Here is a 12,593-nt window from a genome sequence, read left to right as displayed (position 1 = left end):
CAATTATATGTGTGGCACGGGCGTCCCGCCTGTGCTTCCCAGTGGCACGGGCGTCCCGCCTGTGCTTCCGAAGGGGTTAAAATTCCCAAACAAAATTAGCTATGATTAAAACAAATGTAAAGAATTATTGCAAATAATTGTGAAAATCACCCGAATCGACCTCAACTCTTGGATCTTCTACATCGCAGGCCAAACTATCCTCGTCGATCCCTGGCTAATCGATCCCCTCGTGTTTTACGGTCAACCCTGGCTGTTCACCGCCTACCACAACACCCCCGTCGCCTTCACTCCCAGCAGCTTACCGCCGATCGACCTCATCCTAATTTCCCAAGGATTAGACGACCATTGTCACAGACCAACACTCGAACTGCTCGATCGCACAATTCCCGCGATCGCCTCACCCACCGCCGCCAAAGTCCTCAGCAGTTTAGGCTACACCAATATCACATCTTTAGCTAATTGGCAAGAATTTAATTATCAAGAAAAGTTACAAATTACTGCCGTACCCGGAGCCGAAATCCAGCCGGGACAAGAAGAAAACGGCTATTTGCTCAAAGATTTAAGCAGTGGCGAGACACTTTATTACGAACCGCACCTGCCACCATTAGACAAAGTTAAACAGAAAATAGACACAGTAGACGTAGCGATCGCCCCAGTCATCGGTCAAATCTTCCCCTTCCTCGGACAAGTCATCATCGGCCCTGCGGAAGCCCTCAGCCTCGCCCAAACACTCAAACCTCGGTTTTTCCTGCCTACAGCGGCGGGAGACATCCGAGCCACAGGCATTTTACCAATGTTAGTGCGATCGATCGGCAGCATGCCCGAATTTCGCGATTTGCTAGCAAAATCCGGCCTCTCCACCCAACTCCTCGAACCCGAACCAGGACAAACCCTCGAAATTTTAGATTTTAGATTTTAGATTTTAGATTTTTTAGATTTTAGATTTTAGATGCTCGATATTTTCGATTTTTTAGATGGGAGATGGGAGATTCAATGCCAAATCCCCAATCTAAAATCCCAAAATCCCCAATCTAAAATCCCCAATCTAAAATCTAAAATCTAAAATCATCTTGGCGGGCGACGGTTACGCAAAAACTCAGGAATATCCAATCCCAAATCCTGCGGCGGTTTCGCTTTCGGATCAGGCGTCTGTTGAGCAGGAGTCACCGGCACAGTTGCAGCCCGCCAAGGAGCATTAACATTTTGCGTGCGCCCCGGAGGCGGAGGCGACGCAACTTCCCCCGAAAAACCAGTAGCGATCACAGTAATCTTAATTTCACCCTGAAGGCGCTCGTCAATCACCGCTCCAAAAATAATATTGGCATTCGGATCGACAACCTCGTAAATCGTCTCAGCCGCCGCATTCACCTCGTGCAGCGTCATGTCAGTACCGCCCGTGATGTTAAACACCACACCTCTAGCGCCCTCAATAGACGAAGCTTCCAGCAGAGGCGAAGAAATAGCCTGCATTGCAGCCTCCCTAGCCCGCGACTTGCCAGAACCTACGCCGATGCCCATCAAAGCCGAGCCCGCATCCGCCATTACTGCCCGCACGTCAGCAAAGTCAACATTCACCAAACCGGGAATAGTAATAATGTCAGAAATACCCTGAACCCCTTGGCGCAGGATATCGTCAGCAACTCGAAAAGCCTCTTGTACCGGCATTTGTTCCGAAATCACAGACAGCAGCTTGTCGTTAGGAATCACGATCAGCGTATCCACCCGAGTTTGCAAAGCCGCAATCCCTTCCTCAGCTTGGCTGGTGCGCCGCCGTCCCTCAAACGTAAAAGGCCGCGTCACTATGCCCACAGTCAAGGCGCCCATTTCCTTAGCCACCTCAGCCACGATCGGAGCCGCGCCTGTACCCGTACCGCCGCCCATACCGGCTGTGATAAATACCAAATCCGCGTGATTCAAAGCATTAGCAACCTCGTCGCGAGATTCCTCCGCAGCCTTTTGACCGATCGCCGGATTGCCCCCCGCCCCCAAACCGCGCGTCAACTTCTGTCCGACTTGCAAGCGTTTCGGAGCATTTGAGAGAACCAGAGCTTGGGAATCTGTATTCACGCACCAAAACTCGACACCAGAAACCTCGCTGGCAATCATCCGGTTAACGGCGTTGCCCCCACCGCCGCCGACGCCAATTACTTTGATTTTGGCAGCACTGCTGGGCATTATGTCTTTGGGATTGACCATAGGATCGATATCAATACTATCTACATTTACATAACCAGACTTGCGTCTAAAGGGATTGGCGGAATCTGCAGCCACCGGAAAATTTTTTACTTCTTCCGAAGGGGGACTGTCTTGGTCAGACCCCTGTCTATTATTAAGCTTCATTAGAGTCGGGGATAGTAGATTACAGCTTTTTAACTAAACGCCAATTCACAATCAACTATAGGCTAAGTTGCGCGAAAAACTAACACTGGTCGATGCTTAATGTTAGCAATCTCGGATTTGGCCGACCTCGCTAGCCCAGACCTCGCTTGACGCCATCCAGGTACTTGACCGGATTAAGGCAGTTGTAAGCAAGGCACCAGGAAAAAAAATGGATACTAGCCTCTGAGGCATCGGGATGGAAAGAAAAATCAGATTTTTTTTCCCGACTCGATATCAAAAAACAGTCCTTATTTCCAGTGCTGCGTATTGATCCTGATGGCTAAAAATTCTGCCGTCCGATCGATACCTTCTACCTTTTGTTGACAGAGGATCAATTTCGGGCGCGAGTGGGTGCCGGAGTTGAACTCTCCAAACTGCCGGGTAGTTCCGGCAAATGGACGATCGGCGAAGCAGGATTTTTCAAGTCAATGTAGGCTATTTTGCTTGAATCTATCTGTTTTGGCAATTGTCGCATTCGGTCTAAAACCTTAAGTTGCTCCGCAGTCTTGGAACTGTACGGCCCTAAGTGTACGGTACCGATCTCTGTTTTCAAGATCAAGTTGTTCGGGTTTTGCCAATTAATCTCAAACACTTTCACCGTCAAGCCGCTGAGTCCTTGGTAAAACTTCGGCCAAGACGCGCGATACTGTTCCAAAGGCCCGATGACTTTTAAAGTGGGCAAAGAACGCTGAGGCTGCGTTCCCGGAATGCTGCCGGGCCCGATCGAACTATTCTGCGATCGTACAGCAGTATAACTATCCGACGGCATCCAACCTCCGCGAGCGTCCAGCCACCCCACTTTTTCCTTCTCACTGTTCGATCTCAACACCGCCGTCGGCTGCGCCACGGCCACCGGCAGGCGTTCTGCCACTTCTATAGTCAAACTCGGCGGAAACAAGTTACGAGTCACCTTCGCTTTGGCGATGGGCCCCGTTGACTCCAGCTTTTCGGCCAGGGCCTGCGGTTGAATCCCCCACAGCGACTGCGGGTAAGACAGCGGCACCAAAGACCGCACCGCCTTATCTGACAGCCACTGATTGCCCTCCACCTTCACTTGTTCCGATCGGGCAATCAACCAAGCCGGCTGAGCAATCCACCACAGCAAACCTCCAGCGATTGCGCTCGCTGCTAGCATTTGCCACACAACAGCCGCCAATCGAGCGCGCCTCTGCTGCCGCAACTTTTGGCGCCTGCGCCCTAACTCTGTTTGAGAAACCGCTCCAAAACTAGCCATCTACGTCTTGACAATATAGGAATTAAGGATTAGCACAAATTCAAAACTGTTTAAGCTCTCTCTCTTGAACCCTGTTTTCCCCTACCATTTAACCAGATCCCCGCAAATTTACCCATACTCCTGCTGATATCAGTAATATCACTGATCCCGCTAAGTAATAAAAAATTATTAATTAAAAATTCCCAATTCCAGCGCCGGGAAAACCCCTTGCCAGATCAAGGTTCTTTGGGTATTTAGGGCATTACCCCACAGGGCAAAAGGTTACAAATCAAACTAAACTCAACTAAAGAAAGTTTAGACTTTCGATTAACTTTTTTAACTTTTATTCGGCTTCCATTGTGATCGCACTCGAATTAGACAGATTCTATAAAGCCTGCAACCCCAGCAAGACCCTTGTTGCGGGAGACCCAGGGGATTATCAATACTACATTGATTTTGGTTCCGTGCGTGGCGGCAAAATCATTGAATCTTTACAGCGAACCATTACCCGCATCTCCCCCAACGAGCCAACCTGTCAGCTATTTACAGGACATATCGGCTGTGGCAAATCTACGGAATTGTTTCGGCTGAAAGCTGAGCTAGAGCAAGAGGGTTTTTGCGTAGTCTACTTCGAGTCTTCCCAAGACTTAGACATGGGTGATGTAGATATCAGCGATATTTTGCTGAGCATTGCGCGCCAAGTCAGCGAAACTATGGAATCGGCTAAAATCAAACTCAGACCGAGCTATTTTACAAATCTGTTTGCAGAAGTGGCAGAATTTTTGCAGACTCCCATAGATTTGTCAGCGGAAGCCGAGTTATCTGTAGGCATTGCTAGAGTTACTGCTAAAACTAAAGACTCTCCCAAACTGCGATCGCAACTCAGGCAATATCTCGAACCCCGCACCAACAGCATTTTGCAGTCGATCAACGAAGAACTCCTCAACAAAGCTAACGCCGAACTCAAGCAGCAAGGCAAAAAAGGGCTCGCAGTCATCGTTGACAACCTCGATCGCCTCGACGCCTCCCTCAAACCCAGCGGACGCACCCAGCCAGAATACCTGTTTTTAGACCGTGGCGAACAGTTGAAAAAACTTAATTGCCATGTTGTCTACACGATTCCCCTGACTTTGATTTTTTCCAACGACTTCGGCCGCCTTGCCAGTCGATTTGGAGTCAAGCCCAAGGTGATGCCGATGGTACCAGTGCAAGTGCGATCGGGCGAAGACCACCTCGAAGGAATGGCACTGCTGCGGCAGTTAGTATTAGCTAGAGCTTTCCCGAAAGTTGCTCCCGATCAACGCATTGATTTGATTTCCCAGGTGTTTGACTCTCCCGAAACTTTAGATCGGCTTTGCCGGATTAGTGGCGGTCACGTTCGCAATCTACTGATGCTTTTGTATAGCTGTTTGCAGCACGAAGACCCTCCCTTCTCTCGCGAATGCCTCGAAAGCGTCATTCAAGAATATCGCGATGACCTTTTGGGAGCCATCAATGACCTGGAATGGGAATTGCTGTTTCAAGTCGTCAAGCGACAAAGTGTAACCGGCGAAGAAGAGTCTCAAATCTTGTTGCGAAGTATGTTTGTCTTTGAATACCGCGATCAAGAAGGTCGTTGGTTTGGGATTAATCCAGCCCTAGCAGAAACCAGAAAATATAAGGAGTGGCTGCAGCGCACTGAAGCAAAATAGTTGGGGTTTTTGAGATAGCTTCGTGACTCTAAGAACCCTTAACCACCAGGGAATTAGAAAGTATTTAACTGAAAATTCATCGCTCACAACGCCGAAATCTTACAATTTAATAAAGAAATCAGTCAGCGGTTTTTGCCACTGGCTGATTTCTGTTGAATGCTGGCTATAGGCGGTGAATGTTATTGTCGTATACAACTTTGCCGCCACTAAGGACTTTCCCCACTCTCAACTCTCATATCTGCAATGTCATACCCCCTATTTCTGTTTTTACCTGTTGCTCTTAATTTCATATCATCCCATCCCGGACGACATTTTTTTTGCGGTTGTGTTAAATGCCTGCTACAGATATATCGGAGTTGTTTACTAATAGCTAGCCGGCGGTATGATCGTGAACTTAGCAGTTGGCTATTTATGATCTGTAGTTTTTTATGTATAGCTGAATAAAAACATCTAAGATAACCTTAATTTTTTATTGGGAAGTCTAGCATTCTCTGAGATTGAGAGGTATGATATCTTTACATTGGATCTAATAACTATGTAAGTATTGATAGAACAAGTAGGAGAAACTACGTATTTATACAGAGATAAAGCGTCAGACAGAGACGGCGCTGTCTAAGTAGATACGCTTTCAGTCACGATTGGCGAGCGTTAGGTAATTGATTAATGCAAAAGAGGTGCACGCATGACCGATCTAATTAAGGTACAAGAAACTGCCAACTACAACGAGCGATCGCTCAAAACTCTGGTCAGGTCAATCACAATGTCTCAACACCAATTCTCGCTAATTTTGGTGCGCTGCAACTACGAGCAGTTGCGCCAGCAAATAGCGCAGCGGCTGCGAGAAGTGTCCCCAGTTCCAATTCAAGATCTCGTCCTGCCAGCTTCAGTCAAAACCCTTTACACTACTCTGCAGGCAAGCACTTTCCAAGAGGGGTACTCGCCGGTGGTTTCTGCCTCGGCTTTGATGGTATTTGGTTTAGAAACAGTAGTAGCGATCGACGAACTGATGGCTTCTACCAATCAAGTGCGAGACGAATTTCGCAAAAATTTTTCCTGCCCAGTGATTTTGTGGGTAACAGATGACATCGTGACCAAAATGATTCGTCTGGCCCCGGATTTCAAAAGTTGGGCCGCCGCCACAATTAAATTTGAAATGGGCGTTGACGAATTAATTAATTTTCTCGCTAGGCGGGCCGATACTATATTTAAAATAGGCGAACTCAATCAAGAACTCGCCAGTAGCAACGTCAGCACCATCGCTAATTGTGAGACCTGCGAAACCCCGTCCGAAAAAAGCGACCTCGATCGCGAAATCAGCCCTGGAGAACGCTTTCTAACTTTTAACTCACGGCCACAAAACCGACGACAATCAGATGTCCACTCGTATTCGCCATTGAGTCCGGGCAATACCTTCGATTTGGCGATCGGCTCTTTGCCACGCCGAGAACTAGAATTAGCTTTAAGAGATTTACAAAATCGCGGTGAAGAATTAGAACCCGCCCTCAAAGCCAGCCTGCAATTCGTTCTCGGTCGAGATTACTATGTCAGCGACCAAACCGAAACTGCCTTAATTCACTACCAAGAAAGTTTAGTATTTTGGCAGCAGAAAACGGGCAACTGGGAACTAGCAAACTTGGAACATTCCGAAAACCCAGAAACCTTCTCCTCCTTGTCGAATCCTGTCCCCAAAATTTTATTTTTAGAGAGAGAAGGCATAGTGCTGTTTCACATAGCCCTGTGTCACCGCTTACAAGCAGCCAGAAACCCGGTAGCCAACCGCCAGCACTGGGAACAAGCGTGGATTAGCCTGGAAAAATCTAGAAACGCTTTCTCCCTTGCCTCACGCCCGGAATTGGTAGCTGAGGTGACAGCACACCTCGGAGAAGTGCTGCAGCGCCTGAAAGCTTGGGGAGAGTTGCAAGCATTAGCGGAAAATTCTTTGCAGTTGCACTTCACTTACGGTACCCCCAGCCAACTAGCTCAAGATTACGGCTTTTTGGCTGAAGTTGCCCTGCAAGAGTCGAGGTGGAGTCAAGCCCGCCAGCTAGCCGAGTTGGCTTTGGCGATTTTGGATCAAACGCCTAATGATTTGAGATTGCTGATTGAAGATTTGAGATTGGGGTTTGAGGGAAATTATCCAGAAATTGTGGGCTCTAACGAGTTAAGTAACGAACCCAAATCTAAAATCCAACATCCCAAATCCGACAGGAGTTCGTATCTTTTACTTTTAGCCCGAAGTTTGCGGCAGTTAGGCCAGTGGGAAGCGGCGGTTCATTCTTTGGAGTTGGCTCAATCTCAAAGCGAGCCGAAGTACGACCCCCGACTTTACATCGATATTTTGACGGAATTGCAAGCCGTTTATTTCGAGCAGGGAGAGTATCTTAAAGCATTTCGGATTAAAAAAACCCAGCGTTCGATCGAATATCAATACGGATTTAGAGCTTTTATCGGAGCCAGCCAATTGCAGCAGCAGCGCCAAGCGGTCAATCCTTCAGGCCCCTCAGCTCAAAACCAAGCTGCCATCGCAGCCTCCATGACAGCTTACTCGCGGCAAACAGATATCAATAGCTTGCTAGAAAGAATTAGCAGGGACGACCATAAATTAACTATTATTCACGGGCCCAGCGGAGTCGGGAAAAGTTCTCTAGTCAATGCCGGCTTAGTACCAGCTTTGAAAAATATTACTCCGGGCGCGCGGGATACATTGCCCGTAGTAGTCAAAGTTTACACCGACTGGCTGGTGGAGTTAGAAAATGCTTTGAACAGCGCACTGTACGACAAACAAGCCGAAGAGGAAAGTAAATTAATCTCGAAAGGACTACAGGAAATCCACAAAAGAAGTTGCTCGGTTATTCCTGCTCGCAGCTCGGAAGTCTCTTCTTTTATTATAGAGCAGTTGCGCGAAAATGCCACAAATAATTTGTTGACTGTGCTGATTTTCGATCAATTTGAAGAGTTTTTCTTTGTTTCGACTTCAGTGGCACAAAGACAACTTTTTTATAATTTTTTGCGTTTGTTTTTGAATTTGCCTTATGTCAAGATAATTCTGTGCTTGCGCGAAGATTATTTGCACTATTTACTAGATTGCGATCGCTTCCCAAATCTTGACGCTATTAACAATAATATTCTCGACAAAAGTATCCGCTACCAACTGCGGAGTTTTTCTATCAAAGACGCGCGGGCTGTCATCGGACACTTAACAGAACGGGCGGAATTTTATTTAGAGCCGGCACTGATCGATGCCTTCGTAGAAGATTTAGCAGACGAACTGCAAGAAGTGCGACCGATCGAATTGCAGGTAGTAGGAGCGCAACTGCAAGAAGAAGGTATTACCAGTCTAGCACAATACCAGCAGTTGGGGGACAATCCCAAAGCGGAATTAGTGAAACGATCGCTCGAAAGAGTCATCTCTGACTGTGGACCCGTTAACGAAGACGCAGCTTGGAAAATCTTGTTTTCCCTGACAGATGAAAGAGGCGTTCGCCTGATAAAAACCAAACACGAACTCTCGTTAGTTACAGGTCAGCAGCCAGCCGATGCCCGCGAAACCGAATTATCGGCGATCGGCAGAAACAGAATTTCCCTACAGCGACAGTTCGCTGCATACCCTGAAAGCCGACCCAATAAAACCGACAACCTCGACTTAATTTTAGACATTTTAGTTGGTCACGGTTTGCTATTTCTGCTACGGGAAGCGCCCGAAGACCGCTATCAATTGGTACACGACTATTTAGTGCGACCGATCCGTCAAAGATTCGGCTTAGAAGCCAGACTGCACAAAGCAGAAGCAGACAAAAAAATGAGTCAAGCACAGCTCTACCGAGCCAATACTTTTCTCAAACAACTGCTGGGAGTAGCAGTGATCGGCGTCATGCTGCTCACCAGTTCCACCATCGCCGCCGTAAATTTTTGGTGGCGGGCTGTGGGTCAAAAACAGCTAGCTGTCGCTCAAACTCAGCGAGCCGAAATCAGTACCCTGACAGCAGCTTCTGAAGCACTTTATTTCTCAAACAACAAATTTGACGCCATGATGGAAAGTTTGAGAGCTGGCAAAAAGTGGAAACAGATCGAACACTCCCAACAAATGTCTACTCTCAAAGACACCGAAATTCTGATTTCTGCCGCCCTGCAGCAGGCAGTTTATGGAGTTAAAGAACGCAACCGCTTGGAAGGACACGGCGATGTAGTTTGGGGTCTTAGCTTCAGTCCAGACGGCGAAACAATAGCTTCTTCCAGTGTAGATAAAACAGTCAAACTTTGGCGGCGCGACGGCAGTTTGCAGGCAACTTTCAAAGGCCACACTAACAGTGTCTCCTGTGTGGCGTTCAGTCCCGACAACAAAACCATAGCCTCGGCAAGTTTAGATAAAACTGTCAAAATTTGGCAAAATGACGGCAGTTTGCTGGCAACTTTCAAAGGGCATACTAATAGCGTTACCAGCGTTGCTTTTAGCCCTGACGGTCAAACGATCGCCAGTGGCTCTACAGACAAAACTATCAAACTTTGGAAAACCGATGGCACGCTGCTGCGAACGATCGAACAATTTGCTCCCGTAAATTGGCTAAGCTTCAGCCGCGACGGCCAAATAATCGCTGTGGCGAGCGATGACGGTACTGTGAAACTGTGGAGTTCTGACGGTAAGTTAATCGCTAATTTATGGCACAGCGAAAACAGACAACCCTCGAAAATTTACACCGTCAGTTTCTCCCCCGATGGTGAAACGATCGCCAGTGCGGGTGAAGATAAAACGGTGAAAATCTGGAGCATCGCTGCACTCAAACACCCACCAACAGAAAATTCAAAACCAGCAAAAAAAGGTGAACTGCTAACAACTTTGCGGGGACACAGCAAGTGGGTATTTGGTGTCAGTTTCTCCCCCGACGGTCAAACACTTGCTTCTGGAAGTGCAGACGGGACTGTCAAACTCTGGAGTCTGGCTGGTGTTGGCGACAAACGCCCAACCGATGCTAGCAACATTAAACCAGAGAGTCGCTTACTGAGAACTTTTGAGGGACACGCCGATCGAGTTACTCAGGTGAGTTTTAGCCCGGAAGGCAAAACCTTGGCTTCGGCAAGTTTTGACAAAACTGTCAGGCTGTGGCGACTCGATGACGTGCCGCTCAAAACCCTCGACGGACACCAAAACCGGGTGCAAGGCGTTACTTTTAGCCCCGACGGCCAAAGGCTGGCTTCTGCTTCTACGGACAAAACTATCAAACTCTGGAGTCGCACGGGAGTTTTGCTGGAAACCTTAGAAGGACACACTCAGAGAGTCGCCAGCGTCAGTTTCAGCCCCGACGGCCAGGTACTTGCTTCTGGGAGTTACGACAAAACGGTGAAAGTCTGGAGTTTGACAGAAGATGGCATGAATAATATTCTCCCTTGTCCTTCGGCTCCGCTATTCCCGTGTTCGCCTTCTGTGCTGTTCACTCTCGACGGCCACGCCGACAGCGTGATGAGCGTGAGTTTTAGCCCCGACAGCGAGGTTCTGGCTTCGGCGAGCAAGGATAAGACTGTGAAACTCTGGACTAGAAACGGCAGGCTGATTAAGACTTTGACGGGACACACAGGCTGGGTGACTGGGGTGACTTTCAGTCCCGACGGCTCGATGCTGGCTTCTGCCAGCGATGATGGTACTCTCAAACTCTGGAATCGGGACGGTCGTTTGCTAAGAACTTTTGAAGGAGCTCACAACAGTTTTGTGTTGGGGGTTGCTTTTAGCCCTGATGGCAAAATGCTGGCTTCGGCTGGTTACGACAATTCGGTGAAATTGTGGAAGGTAGATGGGACTTTGGTGGCGACGCTGCTGAAGGGTTCTAGCGACAGCGTGACTAGCGTGGGTTTTAGCCCGGATGGTTTGTTGGTTGCTTCGGGCAGTTATGACCATAAGGTGAAGCTGTGGAGTCGCAGCGGGACTTTGTTGAAAACTTTGACGGGTCACAAGGATAGTGTGATGAGCGTGAGTTTTAGCCCGGATGGGAAGGTTCTGGCTTCTGCGGGCCGGGATAATCGGGTGATTTTGTGGAATTTGGATCTTGACGATTTGCTGGTGAGGGGCTGTGACTGGGTGGGGGATTATCTGAGAACTAATCCTAATGTGAGCGATCGCGATCGGCTTCTCTGTGAGGGGGTTGGGGCAAAACCAAATCGATTTTAGATTTTCGATTTTAGATTTTCGATTGGGGGATTGAGTCGATTTTCGATTTTCGATGTTACTCACCCCCTTGAGGAGCTCGATCGCTAATTTCTCCCCCCTCCCCCTTTCTCAAAAACTATTTTTTCCTTCCCCTTGCTCTCGGCTTCCTGTAAAGTAAATAATTGTAAAGAAAAATGAGTTTTCTCTTATCCTTTGGTTAAGACCGCCAGCTAGCATTCACAATTAAGACCCGGATTATAAGTTCCTATGTCACAGCTTTTCCCGCGAAAATTTCTAGCATCTGTTGTCGCATTTTGTCTGGCTTTGTCCGTGTGGACGATCGCACCTGTAGCCCACGCTTTCAATAATCCCGATTTGTTGCCTTCAACTCAGACGCCGATCATTGACTTAGCTAAAGCCCTTACGGATATTGAAGAACAAAATTTGGCAAAAAATTTAAAGGCATTTGAAGCCGAAACGGGCTGGAAACTGCGAGTGCTGACTCAGTACGATCGCACGCCCGGTTTGGCTGTCAAAAGCTATTGGGGGCTAGATGACAAGAGTGTGTTATTAGTTGCGGACCCCCGAGGGGGCAATTTGCTCAATTTTAATGTGGGCGACTCGCTGTATCCGCTGTTGCCGCGCACTTTTTGGGTGGAACTGCAAACCCGCTACGGTAATCAATTTTTTGTGCGGGACAATGGGGAAGATCGAGCGATTATTGAATCTTTGGAGTCAATAGAAGGCTGTTTGCGTCAGGGCGGATGCCGCGTGGTTCCGGGTTTGCCAAGGGAACAGTGGATTCTGACGTTAATTACGTCGGTGGTTGGCGGCGTCATCTGCGGGTTTGCGGCTCAGCCTCGGAAGCCGGGACAGGTTGTGGCTTGGCAGTGGGCGCTGATTTTTTCGCCGCTGTGGGGCATTCTGTTTTTCGCTTTCGGACTTGGGCCTGTGGTGACTCGGACTTCTGACTGGTTGCCTGTGGTTCGGAATGTGGCCGGTTTTGCGATCGGAGTTTTGGTGGCATTCCTGACTCCGGTGTTGGGCAAATCTTCTTCATCGTCGGAAACTTAGTTGTCAGTTGTCAGTTGGCAGTTGGCAGTTGGCAGTTGGCAGTTGGCAGTTGGCAGATTTTACTCAACAGTCAACGAATGACTAAAAGCTGGTAAGCTGA

The 12,593-nt window shown here is 48.2% G+C and carries 6 protein-coding genes; 4 read left to right on the top strand and 2 right to left on the bottom strand.

Going from position 1 to position 12,593, the window contains the following annotated elements; all coding sequences use genetic code 11:
* Positions 1 to 139: 139 nt before the first annotated feature.
* Positions 140 to 919 (top strand): MBL fold metallo-hydrolase, encoded by a 780-nt coding sequence (locus tag QUA34_RS07280; RefSeq protein WP_333385233.1) that lies wholly within the window; start codon positions 140 to 142, stop codon positions 917 to 919.
* Positions 920 to 1,065: 146 nt separating this feature from the next.
* Here QUA34_RS07280 and ftsZ read toward each other — a convergent pair whose 3' ends face one another.
* Complete coding sequence (gene ftsZ / locus QUA34_RS07275; protein WP_333056121.1) at positions 1,066 to 2,340, bottom strand: cell division protein FtsZ; 1,275 nt, start codon at positions 2,338 to 2,340, stop codon at positions 1,066 to 1,068.
* Positions 2,341 to 2,710: 370 nt separating this feature from the next.
* Positions 2,711 to 3,613 carry an FtsQ-type POTRA domain-containing protein gene (locus QUA34_RS07270; RefSeq protein WP_333385229.1) on the bottom strand — a complete coding sequence of 301 codons (903 nt, stop codon included), beginning with the start codon at positions 3,611 to 3,613 and terminating at the stop codon, positions 2,711 to 2,713.
* Between the two features lie 338 nt (positions 3,614 to 3,951).
* On the opposite strand from QUA34_RS07270, the gene QUA34_RS07265 reads away from it, so the two are divergent.
* From QUA34_RS07265 to QUA34_RS07255, 3 genes are all read left to right on the top strand, one after another.
* Complete coding sequence (locus QUA34_RS07265; RefSeq protein ID WP_333213125.1) at positions 3,952 to 5,283, top strand: P-loop NTPase fold protein; 1,332 nt, start codon at positions 3,952 to 3,954, stop codon at positions 5,281 to 5,283.
* Positions 5,284 to 5,965: 682 nt separating this feature from the next.
* On the top strand, positions 5,966 to 11,440 hold the full coding sequence (locus QUA34_RS07260) for a WD40 domain-containing protein (RefSeq protein ID WP_333385226.1): 5,475 nt from the start codon (positions 5,966 to 5,968) through the stop codon (positions 11,438 to 11,440).
* Positions 11,441 to 11,686: 246 nt separating this feature from the next.
* The gene (locus QUA34_RS07255) at positions 11,687 to 12,493 is read left to right on the top strand and encodes a TPM domain-containing protein (protein WP_333385223.1); all 807 of its coding nucleotides are present in this window, start codon (positions 11,687 to 11,689) and stop codon (positions 12,491 to 12,493) included.
* Positions 12,494 to 12,593 lie beyond the last annotated feature (100 nt).

This window comes from Microcoleus sp. POL10_C6, from assembly GCF_036701585.1.
Taxonomy (GTDB): domain Bacteria; phylum Cyanobacteriota; class Cyanobacteriia; order Cyanobacteriales; family Microcoleaceae; genus Microcoleus.
The sequence above is the reverse complement of the archived record's forward strand: the minus strand, read 5'-3'. Positions and strand labels throughout refer to the sequence as shown.